Origin of the sequence: Ruegeria arenilitoris (assembly GCF_013030265.1) — a bacterium.
Lineage (GTDB): Bacteria > Pseudomonadota > Alphaproteobacteria > Rhodobacterales > Rhodobacteraceae > Ruegeria > Ruegeria arenilitoris_E.
Genome location: NZ_WPZQ01000005.1, coordinates 198950 through 215645, shown reverse-complemented (window position 1 = coordinate 215645; position 16696 = coordinate 198950). Strand labels below are relative to the sequence as shown.

Below are 16696 nucleotides of genomic sequence, written 5' to 3'. Positions count from 1 at the left end.
GGCGCGCACCTCCAAGCGACCAGGGTGTTGCAGGCAGTAAGATGAGATTTTTTTGTTGCCGAAACCGGTTTCGGAGAACCAAATAATGGAATGATAACGAATCCCAGTCTACCGAAGCGCCAATCTTCGCTCCGTCGCGACCCTTCATCCGGAAGGGTGAAGCTGGACGAATTGGCTCATCACCTCGGACTTTCAAAGAGCACCGTGTCGCGCGCTTTGAACGGGTATTCCGACATCTCAGAGTCCACCAGAAAACGGGTCGAGACTACTGCAAGGAAGATGGGCTATCGCCCGCTCAGCCACGCGCAGGCGATCCGCACAGGGAAAGTGCGTGCAATTGCGATGGTCATTAACAGCGGGGAACCGGACCGGCATAATCCGTTTCTGCAGGACTTTCTGGCAGGCGCTTGCGAAGGTGCCAGCGCATTCGATTGGACGATGACTATCTCAACGGCCAAGTCCGAAGAGGATATGCTCAACGTTCTGGGGCGCCTTGTGGAAGAGCGCAAAGCGGATGGGTTTATTCTGCCCAGGACGGAAGTCGACGACGCTCGTATCAAGTATCTAAGCGCGTTGAGTGTTCCATTCATACTCTACGGTCGAACAGGATACGGGCAGGCGGACACATACAGCGATACATCTTGGTTCGATATCTCGGGTGAGACGGCAATCCGTAGCGCGGTCAGCCGTTTGAGCGGCTTTGGCCATCGCCGCATCGGCTTTGTCGGCAGCGATCCGAAATTCAACTACAGCCACCTTCGACGCGATGGCTATCTTGAAGGTCTGAGGGCCGCTGGCCTGCCTATCGATCCTGAACTGATCCGCGAGGGCGCGCGCACTCGTGATGAAGGGGCAGTCCAGGCGCGAGCTTTGCTGGAGATGGAGAATCCACCAACCGGGATCGTCTTTGCGACTGATCTGGCCGCACTGGGGTCATATACTGTTTGCGCCAAGTTTGGTCTGCAAATCGGTCAGGATGTCTCGATCCTTGGGTATGACGGCATACCCGAAAGCCAATACGTCAGCCCGGGTCTTACGACATTCAGCGTCGATTCACAGCGGGCTGGCGAACGCCTTGCTGAAATGCTCATACGGCAAACCCGTGGAGAAGCACCGGAAAGCCTGCGTGAGCTGGGCGAAGCCGTTCTTTTGGAACGGGAATCTGATGGACCACCGCGCCTGACACCTGAAGAGCTGGCGCAAAAAATTACACAATTCAGAAATGGAAATCGGGGAGGAGACCGATCATGAAACTTACACCAAAGGCATCTCGACTGATGCTTGGCACATCGCTGGCGCTGGCCTTGGCAGCCGTGTCAGCACAGGCAGATACAATTCGTTTCTGGACAACTGAGGAGCAACCAGAGCGGCTCGCGAAGCAGCAGGAAATGGCGGACCAGTTTAAAGCGGAAACCGGCACCACCGTTGAGGTGATCCCGGTCACCGAGACCGATCTGGGCACGCGAGCGACCGCAGCCTTCGCAGCAGGAGATCTGCCAGATGTGGTCTATCATCCATTGCAATACGCCCTGCCCTGGGCCGAAGCAGGTATCCTTGACACCGAAGCTGCGACAGAAGTGATCGAAGAGCTGGGTGCCGACACTTTCGCCCCCGGTGCGTTGGGTATGGCGGCCTTTAATGGCGAAACAGCCTCAGTGCCTGTCGATGGTTGGACACAGATGGTTGTCTACCGCAAAGACTTATTTGACGAAGCCGGGCTGGATGCGCCCAACTCGTTTGAAAGCGTCTTGGCCGCACTGGAGAAACTGCACAACCCGCCTGAAATGTATGGCTTCGTTGCGGCGACCAAAGTGGATGAGAACTTCATGAGCCAGGTGCTGGAACATGTGTTCCTCGCCAATGGCGTCTCGCCGGTTGGCGCTGATGGTTTCAAGCCACTGGATGAGGCCAAGACAACCGAGGTTCTCGATTTCTACAAAGCAATCTCAAAAGCGTCGCCTCCGGGTGAGCTGTACTGGAAGCAATCGCGAGAGCTTTATTTCGACGGCAAGGCAGCGATGATCATCTGGTCGCCCTTCATTCTTGATGAACTGGCCGGCTTGCGGGACAGTGCGCCGCCGACAATCAACGACGATCCGACCTCAAGCGAACTGGCAAGCAAGACCGGCATCGTGACCAACTTCTCTGGCCCGTCCAATCCAGATGGCGCAGCGTGGGGTGATGTGCGGTACTTTGGCATTACCAACGATGCTGACACGGACGCGGCGATGGAATTCGTGAAGTTCGCGATGGATGACGGATACACCCAAACGCTGGCAATTGCGCCTGAGGGCAAGTTCCCTGTTCGTCGCGGCAACGCCGACAATCCGACTGCCTTTTCCGAAGCATGGGCCGAGCTGCCTGTAGGCGTTGACCGTAAGGCCCCCCTGGGTGAGCTTTATGACCAAGCGATGATCGACGAGATCGTTGGCGGTCTGGACGTTGCGCAGCGCTGGGGTGTGGCTGAAGGTCAATTGGCGCTGGCGTCGAAGATGATCAACTCTCAGGCCATCAACCGCGTGGTCCGGCAGTATATCGATGATGAGATTGACGCGGCTGCCGCAGTTGCAGCCATGAACGAAGAGCTGGCCAAAGTTCAGTAATCAACCAGCACCTGCAGCGGCGTTCGCGCCGCTGCTCGCAACCCTTCGAGGTATCTCATGTCTTCGGCCACCCCACCGACCGGAACCGGGGCTCTTGCCAAACGCGAGGCGCGTCTGGCCTGGGCGCTGCTGGCTCCGACCGTGATCAGCGTGTCGCTTGTGGTGATCCTGCCCTTGCTGGCAATCATCTGGATCAGCTTCAAGCCGTTTACCCTGTCCGACCTGCGCCCGCCTGCTCCGGTTATCCGTGAAAGCCTACGCGGCTCTGGTGACGATCTGCGGATCGAATACCGTCTAAGGAACTCCAGCCAGGAAATCGCCATCGAAGGCGTGACCCTGACCGATGTGCTGCCCGATGGTGTTGCCGTGGGCGAAGTCACAGCGCCCTGTGTTCTGGACGGGAAGGATTTGTTCTGCGATTTTGGAACCTTGGACGGCGGCCAGCGTGAGCGTATCCGCATCCCGGTCACGGTCGACGGAGATCCCGACGCATTCGAAGAAATTGTTGAAGGCTCCAAACCGCGCCTCACCGGCAGTGGGCCGAACGTTCTGACCAACTTTGAATTCAGCCTCGAGAACTTCGCCCGTGTCTTTGATGGGTCGGAGTTCTGGGGCGTCCTCTGGGTCACGCTTTTCTATACGGTCTTCGGAACGATCGGCGCTTTGGTCATGGGCTTGTTCGCGGCTATGCTGTTGAACAAAAGCTTTAGGGGTCAGGGGTTTATTCGTGGCCTCTACCTGTTCCCCTATGTCGCCCCTGTCATCGCCGTCGCATTCACCTGGGTGACGCTGTTTGACCCCTTCTCGGGTTCCGCAAATGCCTTGCTGGTGCAGATGGGGCTGAGTAGCGAGCCGATCAATTTCTTCGGTGAACGTCCGCTGGCGCTGATCATGGTCACAGTGTTCGAGATCTGGCGCTACTTCCCGCTGTCCTTCCTGTTCATTCTGGCCCGGATGCAGTCCATCGACTCCAGCATGTACGAGGCCGCCGATATGGACGGGGCCTCTCCGTTCCAAAAGTTCTGGTTGCTGAGCATCCCGCAACTGTTGGGCATTCTGTCAGTGCTGTTCCTGCTTCGCTTCATTTGGACGTTCAACAAGTTCGACGACATTTTCCTGCTGACCGGCGGCAATGCAGGCACCCGCACGCTGACCGTCAACGTCTATGAACAGGCCTTTGCGATCTCGAACATCGGTGCCGGTGCGGCGGTGGCCGTCGTGATCCTGGTTTGCCTGATCGCCTTCAGCTTTGTCTTCTTCCGCTTCATCAGCCGTGAGGAGGGTCTGTGATGCGCAAAGGGTATCTTACCGCTCCGGTTTTGGGCGCGCTGTGGCTAGTTGTAGTCGCCACCACCGTTGCCATCACCATGTCGTTTTCAACCGGGGCCGCTTTTCGCCCGCAAGTTCTGCTCTGCCTGATCTGGGGTGCGGTCGCCGGTTTGGTATATGTCCGCTTTCCCGCGCAGCGTGCTCCGGCCCGCCTTGGCATATCGGCGTTGTTGGGCCTGTCTGGGCTGACCGGGTTTGGCCCGGTTCTGATCGGCTCGGACACATCCCTGCAGGCGGTTTTGGTCACAGTTATCGCCATGGCCGTCGTCATGCACCTCTCCTTGGCGGCAATCCTGAAAGAAACGCCATTCGGAGAGCTCACGCGCCATGAATACGAAGAGGCGTTGATCCGCTTCTGCACAGGTTTCGGGTACATATTCTTCACGGCAATCGTCGTGATCCCGTTCTACGTGATGGTCATGACCAGCCTCAAATCTCAACAGGCATTGTTGCAGAACCCGTTGGACTTCTCGGTCGACCTGTCTCAGGGCACCGACCTGTTCCGCAGCTACACCGAACTGTTCCGTGACTTCAATTTCGGTACATACCTATGGACCTCGCTTTATGTCTCGGTCCTGACCGTATTCATCACGCTACTGTTCAGCGTACCTGGCGCATACGCGGTGGCGCGGTTCCGGTTTCAGGGTCAAAAGGCGTTCTCGCGTTCGATCCTGTTGATCTACATGGTGCCGATGATCGTTCTGGCGCTGCCGATCTATATCGCCTTCTCGCTGACCGGATTGCGCAACTCGATCCTCGGCATCGTCATGATATATCCGGTCACCACGATCCCCGTCGCGCTGTACATGCTGCAAGGCTATTTCCGCGGTCTACCTACCGAGGTTGAAGAGGCCGGGTTGATGGACGGGTTGTCGCGTCTGGCGGTGATCTGGAAGATCACCCTGCCACTCAGCCTGCCGGCGCTGGCATCGGTCTCACTTTATGTCTTCATGATCGCTTGGAATGAATTCCTGCTGGCCTTCATGCTGCTGGACGACCCGTCGAAATTCACTCTGACCCGAGGGGTCACGATGCTGAACTCCTCAGAAATTCCCCGTCAGCACCTGATGGCCGGTGCGGTGATCGCCACCGTTCCGATCATGGCGCTGTTCCTGGGGCTTGAACGTTTCATGACCAAGGGCCTCACAGCGGGGTCTGTCAAAGGATGACACAGATGAACCAACATACGAACCCCGACCGCGAGGCGCGCAATATCCTGATTGCCAATGATCGCGGCGGCTACACCATCCCGACCGAAGGGCTGTATCCATACCAGTGGAACTGGGACAGCGCGATTGCAGCACTTGGCTTTGCCCAATTCGACCTTGACCGCGCCTGGACTGAGATCGAGACGCTGTTCACCGGGCAATGGGAAGACGGCATGGTCCCGCATATCCTGTTCCACCAGCAGGATGATGGATATTTCCCCGGTCCCGATGTTTGGGGATGCAATGGCCCGATCCCGTCTTCGGGCATCATCCAACCCCCAATTGCCGCGACCATGGTACGCAAAATCTGGGAACAGGATACCGCTTTCGGGGACGATCGCATGAAGGAGCTGTTCCCTAAAATGCTGGCGTGGCATCGTTGGATCATGAAATGGCGCCTTGATGAATTCGGTGCCGTGTGCACGACCCATCCGTGGGAGGCGGGTCGCGATAACGCCCCTGATTGGGACAACTCTATGGCGCGCATGGATGCATCGGATGTTGGGGAATACCAGCGCCGCGACACCAGCCACGTGAACAGCGACGACCGACCCACAAAGTTCGACTACGACCGATACATCAAGCTGGTTCAGATCGGCCGAGATGCGGGATGGGACCAGCAAGCCCTGTTGTCGCTCAACCCATTCCGCGTCGCCGATCCCACTATGACTTTCACCACCCTGCGCGCTGCACGGGACTTGCTGATGATCAGCGAGAAGCTCGAACTGGAGGCCGAGGGCCTGAGTGAGGATATTGAAAAGCTGGAATCCGGCGCGCGTTCGCTTTGGAACGAGGACCTAGGGAGCTTCGACTCCCGTGACGCGCATACCGGGGAGATTGCCGACAGTATTTCCAACGCGTCATACTTGTGTTGGTACGCTGGCATGGAGTCTGATCGGATGCTTAAGGGATTGAAATCAGTTCTGGAAACTGTGCCTTACCCCGTTCCTAGCTACGATCCGGATATGCCGAAATTCGACGCACGTCGGTACTGGCGAGGTCCGACATGGGCGTTCATGAACATGATGATCGGGTTTGGCCTGGCGGATATGGGGCATGCACAGCAGGCAGAACAGCTGCGCCAGAAGACTGCCGAACTGATATCGGGCTATGGGTTCGCCGAATACTTCGACCCAAAAACCGGCAGCCCTGCAGGTGGCCAGGCATTTACCTGGACAGCCGCCGTCTGGCTTCACTGGGCAGGGAGGGCCTGATGGGTAGCATCGAACTAAGGTCAGTCGAAAAATGGTTCGGCTCGGCGCAGGTCATCAAGGGCGTAGATCTCAAGATCGAGGAAGGTGAGTTCATTGTCTTCGTCGGCCCGTCCGGCTGCGGAAAGTCTACCTTGCTGCGCATGATTGGCGGGCTAGAAGACATCTCGCGCGGGTCTTTGTTGATCAATGACAGCGACGTCACAGATCATCCGCCCTCAAAACGCGGGCTGACGATGGTGTTCCAATCCTATGCGCTTTACCCGCACCTGACGGTTGCCGAGAACATGGGGTTCTCTCTGAAAGTAGCCGGTGCTTCCAAGGCCGAGATAGCCGAACAGGTCAACCGGGCCGCCGAGGTTCTCAAGCTGGGACCATTCCTTGAGCGCAGGCCAAAGGACCTGTCTGGCGGTCAGCGGCAGCGGGTGGCAATCGGAAGATCCATCGTACGCGATCCGACGGCGTTCCTCTTCGATGAGCCACTTTCAAACCTAGATGCAGCGCTTCGGGTTGAGATGCGGTATGAAATCGCCAAACTTCACCAAAGCCTCAAGCGTACGATGATCTATGTCACGCATGATCAGGTTGAGGCAATGACACTCGCCGACCGCATTGTTGTTCTCGAGTACGGCAAAATCGCCCAAGTCGGTACGCCACGTGAACTTTATGAGCGTCCTGCCAACCTGTTCGTGGCCCAATTCATCGGTAGTCCAAAAATGAATATCCTGCCCTGCACGACCGAAGGCGGCACTTACAAGCTTGAGCACGGTCGCAGTGGTGAGTTCGGTCTATCGGGCAACGCAACCAAACTCGGCGTGCGGCCTGAGCATATTGAGGTGGTCGCAGCTGGTGATGGTCAAAGCGATGGTATCATTGAGGTAATCGAATATTTGGGCGCTGATACTTTCCTAATCGTTGATTGTGGCGGCGAAGAAAAAGTTACTGTCCGCCTGAATGGAGATACGGATCTTGAGCCCGGGGCTAAGATCGGATTGCATTTCCCACCTGAAAAACTGCACTTCTTTGGTGAAAGCGGGCAGGCTTTGGGGGCGAGTTAATGCCGTTGCCAATCCATCTTGAGAGATCATGTCGAAAAAGATGCTCTGGCTCCTCTTCTTGAGGAACTCAGAGCATTCCTCGGATTTGATCATGAACATCAAATATAGGATTCGCACTACGAAGCAGGCGTGCATATCTTTCCCGTTCCGACCGATGTAAGCACTACTGAATGGCCGGTATGGCGAAACGCAGCATTTGCACCGCTCAATATCCGCTCAGGGTTCAAAGGGTCTGTTCAGGCTCGCCCCAGAGAGCGGCGGCAGGATCTCATTTTGACAAACGTCGCACGGTCAAGACACGTCCGCTTTTCGGTTCATATTTCATTTAGTTCGGCAAAGATCGAATGGGCAATGCCTTAGTGTCTGTGTACTGCGAATTCAGGTCGAGGCCGCAATTCGGCAGAGTCTCATTGAGAAGACCGATACCTTTCTAAACATTCGTGTGATGGTACATCTTTGTCTTTGACCAATCCCCGGCGGTCAGCGCTTCGATCGGAGTCCAGATCGAAAACCCATCTTGGTGTTCACTCTCGGTGCCAAGATAATAATCAGCTTTGATATCCAGCACGCATTGGACACTGCGAAAGTCCAGGATCGAAGTCGTTTTTGGAAGTTTCTGGCCAAAAAGCCTATGTCCGCGCCAGGCGCTAATGTGCTTGCTCACAAAGTCGTGGAAACACTCAGGCAGGTCAGACAGCTTTTCCTCAAGTGTCACATCTCTTTCCAGAAGCAAGCTATGAAGTATATTTGATTGATGATCGCGGTTGAGCGAAGCGATACCGTATTTGGCATTTGCAGGCAGATTTGCCACAAGGTCCATCCGTGCAGACATCAGGCGTTGTAAGGCTTCCTGATCTACGACGTCGCTTGGATCGTGGTTTTCCGCAAGCTTTCGAAACGCTGCAATCTCTTTCTGCAAGGGCGACAACAAATTCGAGACCTGCCGGTAGAATCTTGTTCTTTCCAGTATCTCTGGGTTGCCGCGCGCTGCAGGCCATTCACTCCGTTTCATTCGACGCAGGTCGCTCAGATGCCTGTTTCGGTCACTCCGATGGCTCCGGATTGAACCGGATGCAGCATCCAGCTCTGCCAATGCGAGGCCCCAGTTCGTGATCCATTCGTGAGGTTCCTCTTCACCCAATATTCCGGGCGGAGTCGCTTCGGCGCTGTCTAGATAAGGAATCAGCTCAAAATGCCACTTTGGAAACACAGCCTTTCTTCGATAATGGAAAGTGGCCTCCAGATCATCTGGCTCTGACCGTTCCCGCAACTGACTATGCTCTGGAAAGATCGTGATCAAATGGCCCAGATCGCCTCGGAAATTGGCAAAAACCACCATCGTGCCGGCCTCGGGAAGCCCGGGTATTCTTTGCGTAGTCTCCGGTTCCGGGGGGATTTCGCCGAGATCTATCTGGGCTACAAAATTCATCGCCTGACCCGCTGTGTTCCTCGGCCATTCAAAATCAGCGGGAAGTGCGGGCCGTCCTCCGAACCAAGAGTTCGGCGGTGGCGTATCTGCATAGGGCGACACCAACCGAATGGCCCAACCCGGTATTTCAGCTGGTCTCGTCGCATGACCTTCCAGCTCTTCCATGACTGCTCCGATTTCCTGGGAATCGACACCAGAAAGCATCTCATCAACAGTCATTTCAATTCGCGGTTTTTCAGGCTCATCAGGGCGTTTCGATGAGGGGCTGCCCAGATCCCAGGGCTCTTTAGCCATCAGCGCAACGAAAGTTGCGAAAATGCCGCCCAGCAACAGCAGAAAATGGGTCATGCTCAGCGGCGTCTTTGCTACCTGGAGCATCCAGAAAAGAGTACCAAAGCAGTAGATTATTGCGCAAATAGCGGCGATCTTTATCAGGGGTCTCAATACAAATCCTAATTCTTTGTTTTCAATAAAGATTAATGCACAAACGCAGAAGCGCAACACCCTTCAGGCACCGAGTAGCCTTAGCTTTTAAGGTCATCAGCTGAGTGCTGCCGTTCATGAGGTTCGGTGCTGCAAACGCGACTGGCCCAAAGATGACATTCTTTGGTCCGCAAAAGTCGATTCTAAGCGAACCTTCCTCCCCGGCAGTTTTCAGTTTGAAGAGCCAAAGTTGCCTAACTCTGCTCGCTTCCCGTCTCATCTATCCCAACTGCATGAGGCTTGGCTTTCACCCCTTTCAACATCTTTAGCACTTCGGCTTTCCAACCCGCTTTGATCTTCAAAGCCAATTGAGACGGTGGACGGTGATCGGGCTCGAGAAGCGCGTATTCGTATCTTAGTGGTTTCTCAAAGGGTAAAAACGCGACCTTTCCGTTTGACAGATTTAGTTCTTGTTCAGTCGCTACGGTCAGCGGGTCCACGATCGAGTAACACTGACCAGAACTCACGAATGGTATCAATGGCAGAAAGTACTGGCAGGTCACCGTTGGATTATAGTCAGCGGAGACATCCTCAAACTCTTGTCTAATTTTGCGCTGGAATGGATGCGTGGCATGCAACCCTCCCATGGGAGCCCCATCGAGGTCGGAAATGCTTATGATCTTGCGGGAAGCAAGCGGGCTATCACTGTCAACGGCACAAAAACAGTCTGCCCGGATCAGTTCGGTAGAATACTGGGGCTCTTTCCCGGCTGAATGCTCGAAATCCGCAAAGCCAAAATCAATATTCTGGGTCCCCGCAAGCTCCATAATCTGAGGCGAACTGCGCGTGGACAATGTGATACGTATCTCGGGGTTCTCACCAACCGACTGGCTAATAAAACGCGGGAACAAGAAGGCGGACGGACCAGGCATTGTAGCGATATTGAGGCTGCCGGAATGCCCCTTGATCAATCCTTCCATTGTGCTGGAAATTGCCGCGAGGCGGTCCAGAATACCTGTGGTTTCAGCTAAAAGGTAATGCGCCTCAGGTACGGGCACTAATCGTCGTCCCTTGCGCTCGAACAGGGTCAGTCCCAGTGCCTTTTCAAGGTTCTTCAATGCAAGGCTGATCGCGGGCTGAGTGCGGTTCAGTTTCTTGGCGGTTTGCGAGATGGAGCCGGTTTCCATCACCTCGCGAAATACGGTGAGCTGTGTCAGGTTCATACTCAATACATAAGCGAAACCTTAGTTTTGTGAAATATAACAAATTTGTATTTATGATAATTCTCACTAGGCTTTCAGGATCGAAGTTCGGATCAACCGAATCCAACGAACCAACGACGGAGACTACAATGAAATTTGTGAAGTGTTTGACAGGCCTTGCATTGGCTGGCGCCTTAGCCGCACCCGCGCTGGCGCAGGACCCGACGTTTTTCCGCATCGGCACCGGTGGAGCCGGTGGCACCTATTTCCCCATCGGCGGTACCATCGCAAACGGTATCTCCGCCCCTCCGGGGTCGCGCCCGTGTGAAGAGGGTGGACAGTGCGGTGTTCCGGGTCTGATCGCGATTGCGCAATCCACCACCGCGTCTGTCTTTAACAATGCAGCCGTTCAAAACGGCGAGTTGGAGGCCGGTCTGGCCGCCGCCGACGTCACGCGCTCGATGTATCTGGGTGAAGGCAAGTTTGAGGGCAAACCTCACCCCAACCTGCGCATCGTGGCCAACCTGTTCCCAGAAGACCTGCATCTGGTGCTGCCAGCCGGAGCGACGATCAACGATCTGAGCGATCTGGAAGGCAAGCGGGTTGGTATCGCGCAGGCTGGTTCCGGCACACAGGTTGCCGTGCTGCAGATGCTGGACGCCTGGGGCGTCAACCGTGACAACATGGACGAAGCCGAGTTGAACAACAGCCAGAGCGCCGAGCGACTGGCAGACGGTCAGCTGGACGCCTACTTCTATGCTGCGGGCTGGCCGGTTGCCGCGATGGTGCAGCTGTCCTCGACCAAGGGCATGAACCTGCATTCCTTCTCGGACGAGGATCTGGCGAAGATCAATGAGATCATCCCGGCCTATATCCCCTCGGCCATTCCGGGCGGTGTCTATGAAGGGATCGACGCCGAAACCAAAACCCCCGCTGTCAGCGCGATGCTGGTTGTATCCTCGGACCTGTCCGACGATCTGGTCTATCAGCTGACCAAGGCTCTGTGGAACGACAACACCCGCAAGCTGCTGGATAACGGTCATGCCAAAGGCAAGCAGATCACAGCCGAGACGGCGCTGGACGGTGTCGAGGCACTGGGTGTTCCGCTGCATCCGGGCGCTGAGAAGTTCTACAAAGAAGCCGGGCTTCTTCAGTAATCCTCTCTCACGAAACTTAAACGTCCGGTGTCCCGATTGGGGCACCGGGTACTCGAAATACGCGTAATCAGGGGGCCATCATGTCCGAGACACAGAAACTTGATGACCACGAGCTGACAGCCGAAGAGCTGGCTGCCATCGAAGAACAATTCGACGAAGGTGCCGCCGTCCGGCAGGTTACGCCGACAACCGGCAAGGTTCTGCGTGTCGTTGCCCTGATCTTTGCATTCTATGAATTCTTCACGGCCGGGTTTGGCCTGCCGGCCGATCACTGGCACATGGGTATCTATCTGGCCCTGCTGTTCATTCTGGTCTACGCCACCATTCCGATTATCGGGGCCAAAAGCCTCTATGCGCTTAAGGTCAGCCGGTTCCGCATCGGCAACATCCCTCTTTACGATCTGGTCTTCATGGCGCTGGGGATCGTGGCTGCCCTGTATGTGGGCGTTGCATGGCGCGGCATTCCGTTTCTGGGGATCGAGGAACAAACGTTCCGCATGGGCAACCCGAACACCTATGACGTGGTTTTGGGCGTGATCATCATCCTTCTGGTGCTGGACATCGCGCGCCGCACGCTGGGCTGGGTGCTGCCGCTGATCATCTGTGTCTTCATCTCATATGCCCTGCTGGGGCCGTACTTCCCCGGATTGCTGCAGCATCCCGGCGTGAACTTCAAAACCTTCGTGTCTTCGATGTATTTCCCGCAAGAGGGCATCTACGGCGTCACCCTTTGGGTTGTTTCGACCATCGTGTTCCATTTCGTACTGTTTGGCGTGATCGCGCAGCGCACGGGGTTGGGACAGCTTTTCATCGATAACGCCACGATTTTGGCGGGCCGCTATACCGGCGGTCCGGCAAAAGTGTCGGTGGTATCCTCGGCCTTCTTCGGCACGATTTCGGGCTCTTCGGTGGCCAACACCGTTTCGACCGGCGCGCTGACAATTCCCAACATGAAGCGCCTTGGATACCCCGGCCATTTTGCGGGCGGGGTCGAGGCCGCGTCGTCGGCCGGTGGTCAGATCACTCCGCCGATCATGGGGGCGGCCGCCTTCATCATGGCCGAGTTCCTCGAGGTTCCCTACACCACCATCGTAATCGCGGCGATCTTCCCGGCAATCCTGCACTATGTCGGCGTCTTTGCCGTGGTGCACCTGATGGCGCGCAAACTGAACCTGAAAGGTCTGGCGAAAGAGCAGCTGCCGCAGTTGAAGGCTGTCTGGGCTGAGGGTTGGGCCAATATTGTCCCTCTGATCGGCCTGTTGGTGGTGCTGTTCACGGGCTACACACCCTTCATGTCGGCCTTCTGCGGCATATCGCTGGCGGTGATCGCGGGCATGTCGCGCATCAAGCAACCGACAACCCTGATCTATACGGCGGCGTTCCTTGCGTTCGTGCTTTGGAAGCTCTCTGATGGCGGATTCGATCTGACCATGACGGCCATTCTTTGCGGCCTGTCAGTGATCGCTACGCTGAACCCCCAGAAACGGATCGAAGTGCCCGAGATGCTGGCCGCGGTCGAACTGGGCGTGAAATACTCGCTGGCCGTGGGGGCCGCTGCCGCCGCTGTCGGCATCGTGGTGGGTGTCATCAACACCACCGGCATCGGCTTTCGCATCGGTTTTATGGTTACGCAGGGTGCGGGCAATCTGGCTTCGGATCTCTACAACATGATCTCATTCGGCAGCTTCCAGCTATTTGCTATGGAAGACCTGCAGTTGTTCATCTCGCTGGTCTTCATTGCTGTTGTCTGCATCCTGATGGGCGCAGGCATCCCGACCACGGCGCTGTACATCATGCTGGTATCCGTTGCGCAGCCCGCACTTGCACAGCTTGGTGTCCCGCCCATCGCAAGCCACCTGTTCGTGCTGTATTACGGTGTGGTGTCCGAGATCACCCCGCCGGTCTGTACATCGGCCTATGCGGCTGCGGCGATTGCCAACTCGAACCCGTTCCGAACCGGGTTGTCGGCCTTCACCCTTGGACTGGGCAAAGTCATCGCCCCGATGGCCTTTGTCTATGCACCGGTCCTGCTGTTTGTGTCCTCAACCGGGTTCAATCTGTGGGAGTTCACCTATACCGCAACAAGCTGTATCGCCGGTGTTATAGCCCTGTCGGCCGCTGTCGTGGGCTATTGGCTGAAACCGATGAATATTGCAGGTCGGGTTCTGATGGCTATCGCAGGGATCATCTTCGTTGCACCAAGTCTGACAGCGGACCTGATCGCTCTGGCCGTGGCCTCTCCGGTCATTGTCACCCAGTTGATCGCGCGCAGCCGCAGTCAATCTCCGGCCTGATGCGATGACGGAACAAGTGACCATCATCGGCGCTGGGATCGTCGGAATTTGCTGTGCCCTGTCACTGCAGGAACGCAGCATCCCGGTTCGGCTGATCGACCGAGGTGAACCCGGGCAAGAAACTTCGTTCGGGAATGCTGGTGTGGTATCGCCGTGGTCGATCATTCCCCAGGCAGTTCCAGGCATTTGGAAGAAACTTCCCAGAATGCTGCTGGATCCCAAAAGCGCGCTATCGGTCCGGACGTCATTCTGGCCCAAGATGATCCCATGGGGGATGCGTTTTCTTGGCAAGTCCGACGAGGGGTCTGTGCGCGAAGTCTCGGATGCGATGGAGATTTTATGTCGTCCGTCCATCGATCTATATCGTCGGCATCTGCAAGGAACTGGGCATGAAGACCTGATCGCCGACAGCTACTACATCCACGCGTTCCGCAACCCGGAGGAGGCGGACCTGGATGGGCTTGGTTATCTAATCCGCCGAGAAAAGGGAGGTGAGTTGGAGCGTGTCGACGGCACTGAGTTAAGACGCCTGGAGCCCGCTCTGTCTGAAGAATTCAAAGCCGCAATTGTGATCAAGGGACAGGCGCGCGCAATTTCTCCGGGTCGTTTGGGTGCGGTTCTGGCCGAAAAAGCACGTGCGCAAGGGGCCGAATTCGTGCGATCCGAAGTCACCAAGCTGACACGCAACGAAGAAGGCAACTGGCAGCTCGCCACGTTGCAAAACACGCTGCACGCGCGCCAGGTTGTTCTGGCGGCCGGCGTTTGGTCTGCTGACCTTCTGAGACCCCTCGGTTTATCTGTGCCGCTCGTTGCCGAGCGGGGCTACCATGTTGAATTCCCAAGCCCTTCAGCTGTGTTGAACAATTCAATCATGGATGTGGATGCAAAGGTCGTCGCGAGCTCAATGCAAGGCGGTCTAAGGGTCGCTGGTACGGCCGAATTTGGCAGTGTCGATGCTCCGGCCGATCCGCGCAAAGAAAAGATACTAATCGATCAGGCCAAGTCTTTGGTGCCGGATCTCAATACAGAAGAAGCACAGTTCTGGATGGGACGGCGCCCCTCTTTTCCCGATAGCCTGCCCGCAATTGGGCCGCTCGATGGCAAAGACGGGCTCTACGCTGCGTTCGGGCATTCTCATTACGGCCTGATGATGGCGCCAAAGACCGGAGAGCTCGTGGCGGATCTCATGTCTGATCGCAGCCCAAATATCAATCTGGACCCATTCTTGCTGGCCCGTTTCTAAATCTTCAATTCGAAAGGACCTTAGCACCATGCCAATCTACGAAGGCGGCCAGAATATTTGCGGGGCTTCGATCGGGGTATTGTGCCTTGAAAGCTATTTCCCGAAACCGCCCGGGCATATCAAGAATCCGTCCAGTCTGCCATTTCCAGTGCTCTATGAAATGATCGACGGCATTACGGTCCCGACACTGCTGAACAACCCCACGCCTGAGTTGCTCGCCCCCTTTATTGAGGGCGCAAGACGGCTTGAGGCAGAGGGCGTTCGGGCCATCACAGGAAGCTGCGGTTTTCTGGCCTTGTTTCAAAAGGAGCTAGCCGCTGCAGTTTCCATTCCCGTCTTCGCGTCCAGTCTGATCCAGGTGCCACTGGCCTTTCACATGACCGGAGCGAATGCCCCGGTAGGCGTGCTAACCGCAGATGCATCAGCACTGACACCTAGGCATTTCGAAGGTGTCGGGGCTGCTGGTATTCCTGTCGCGGTGCAAGGGTTGGAGGATACCAGCGAATTCGCTGAGGTTATCCTGAGGAACACGCGGACCCGCATGGACACTGATCTGATCGAGGCCGAAGTTCTAGAGGCCGCGCGGCGACTGAAACACCAAACACCTGAAATACGGTCTCTGGTGCTGGAGTGTACTGATTTGCCTCCATATGCCGCGCGCCTTCAGGAAGAGCTTCAGCTTCCAGTCTTCGATTTGACGACACTGGCGCAGATGGCACATACCGTTGCGACGCGCCAAGCCTATACCGGCATCATGCCTTGGGCGTAACGAGACATCAGAATCACGCGGAATGTGGGGGGGTTAGTGTCCGTTGACTTTGCCATCCTGATGGCTGCCATCGGCCTTGGCGCAATGCTGCAAGTCGGCGTTGGCATCGGGTTTAGCATCATTGCAGGGCCGCCGATGATGATCCTGCTTGGGACTTCGACAGCGGTTCCAGTATTGCTACTGTTGAACACCCTTGTTTCAGCAGTGGCAACGGACAGGCACGTGCTCAGGTCCGACAGTCAGACAATTCGCACGGCAATTTTAGGATGCCTCGCCGGAGTCATTGCAGGACTCGCAATCTACCCCTTGTTGAGTGAGGCGTTTGTCCTGGCATTGACGGCCAGCCTGTTGCTGATCGGGCTTATTACGACCTTGCTGCCCTTGCGGCGTTCAATTGGAACAGCGGGATTTTCAGCCGTCTCTGGATTGTCCGGGCTGGCAACCGTTTGGGCGGCGACGCCCGGTCCCCTGATGGTTTTCGGATTGATTGCGAAAGGCCGCTCAGCCAAAGAGGTTGCAAAGCTGGTGCAACCCATTGCGCTTGTGGCGTACGGTATCGCGTTCCTGTTGCATAGCCTGTCTCAGGCACAGGCGTTCACTTATGGACCACAACTATGGGTCTTCGTCGCACTCACACTGATTGGTAGCCTTCTCGGTCGCGTCATTGGCCCTTATTTGGCACAATCGCTAGTCACTGCAGCTATCCGCGTGGTTTCTTTGATAGCCTGCGGTGTTCTCTTTCATCGCGCATTTACGATCGCATAAAATCG

13 protein-coding genes are annotated in these 16696 nt (G+C 56.2%); 11 read left to right on the top strand and 2 right to left on the bottom strand.

Going from position 1 to position 16696, the window contains the following annotated elements; genetic code table 11:
- Nucleotides 1-90: 90 nt before the first annotated feature.
- From GOX61_RS10665 to GOX61_RS10640, 6 genes are read left to right on the top strand one after another with little or no spacing between them, the layout of a single operon-like run.
- Complete coding sequence (locus GOX61_RS10665; protein WP_170333557.1) at nt 91-1251, top strand: LacI family DNA-binding transcriptional regulator; 1161 nt, start codon at nt 91-93, stop codon at nt 1249-1251.
- Nucleotides 1248-2603 carry an ABC transporter substrate-binding protein gene (locus GOX61_RS10660; protein WP_170333555.1) on the top strand — a complete coding sequence of 452 codons (1356 nt, stop codon included), beginning with the start codon at nt 1248-1250 and terminating at the stop codon, nt 2601-2603. Before GOX61_RS10665 ends, GOX61_RS10660 begins: the two co-directional genes overlap by 4 nt.
- Before the next feature lie 57 nt (nt 2604-2660).
- Entirely contained in the window at nt 2661-3893 is a 1233-nt protein-coding gene (locus tag GOX61_RS10655) for a carbohydrate ABC transporter permease (protein ID WP_170333553.1), read from the top strand.
- Complete coding sequence (locus GOX61_RS10650; protein ID WP_170333551.1) at nt 3893-5101, top strand: carbohydrate ABC transporter permease; 1209 nt, start codon at nt 3893-3895, stop codon at nt 5099-5101. The genes GOX61_RS10655 and GOX61_RS10650 overlap by 1 nt, the downstream gene beginning before the upstream one ends.
- Nucleotides 5102-5106: 5 nt before the next feature.
- Entirely contained in the window at nt 5107-6354 is a 1248-nt protein-coding gene (locus tag GOX61_RS10645; protein WP_367646957.1) for an MGH1-like glycoside hydrolase domain-containing protein, read from the top strand.
- On the top strand, nt 6354-7409 hold the full coding sequence (locus tag GOX61_RS10640) for an ABC transporter ATP-binding protein (RefSeq protein ID WP_170333548.1): 1056 nt from the start codon (nt 6354-6356) through the stop codon (nt 7407-7409). Before GOX61_RS10645 ends, GOX61_RS10640 begins: the two co-directional genes overlap by 1 nt.
- 430 nt (nt 7410-7839) lie before the next feature.
- Here the strand turns inward: GOX61_RS10640 and GOX61_RS10635 are convergent, their stop codons facing one another.
- Both GOX61_RS10635 and GOX61_RS10630 read right to left on the bottom strand, forming a co-directional pair.
- Nucleotides 7840-9216, bottom strand: a complete 1377-nt coding sequence (locus GOX61_RS10635; protein ID WP_217353835.1) for a DUF1963 domain-containing protein — start codon at nt 9214-9216, stop codon at nt 7840-7842.
- Between the two features lie 299 nt (nt 9217-9515).
- Nucleotides 9516-10484, bottom strand: a complete 969-nt coding sequence (locus tag GOX61_RS10630) for a LysR family transcriptional regulator (protein WP_170333544.1) — start codon at nt 10482-10484, stop codon at nt 9516-9518.
- Nucleotides 10485-10612: 128 nt separating this feature from the next.
- Here GOX61_RS10630 and GOX61_RS10625 point away from each other — a divergent pair, with 128 nt between their 5' ends.
- The 5 genes from GOX61_RS10625 to GOX61_RS10605 all read left to right on the top strand — a co-directional run bounded on the left by GOX61_RS10625 (nt 10613) and on the right by GOX61_RS10605 (nt 16691).
- Nucleotides 10613-11620 (top strand): TAXI family TRAP transporter solute-binding subunit, encoded by a 1008-nt coding sequence (locus GOX61_RS10625; protein ID WP_170333542.1) that lies wholly within the window; start codon nt 10613-10615, stop codon nt 11618-11620.
- A gap of 80 nt (nt 11621-11700) precedes the next feature.
- A complete protein-coding gene (locus GOX61_RS10620) occupies nt 11701-13914 on the top strand; it encodes a TRAP transporter permease (RefSeq protein WP_170333540.1) in 2214 nt (737 codons plus the stop codon).
- Nucleotides 13915-13918: 4 nt separating this feature from the next.
- Nucleotides 13919-15157 carry an NAD(P)/FAD-dependent oxidoreductase gene (locus GOX61_RS10615; RefSeq protein WP_170333539.1) on the top strand — a complete coding sequence of 413 codons (1239 nt, stop codon included), beginning with the start codon at nt 13919-13921 and terminating at the stop codon, nt 15155-15157.
- A 28-nt stretch (nt 15158-15185) separates the two neighbouring features.
- Nucleotides 15186-15926, top strand: coding sequence for an aspartate/glutamate racemase family protein (locus GOX61_RS10610; protein WP_155148524.1), 741 nt, complete (start codon nt 15186-15188; stop codon nt 15924-15926).
- Between the two features lie 36 nt (nt 15927-15962).
- Entirely contained in the window at nt 15963-16691 is a 729-nt protein-coding gene (locus GOX61_RS10605; RefSeq protein WP_170333537.1) for a TSUP family transporter, read from the top strand.
- Nucleotides 16692-16696 lie beyond the last annotated feature (5 nt).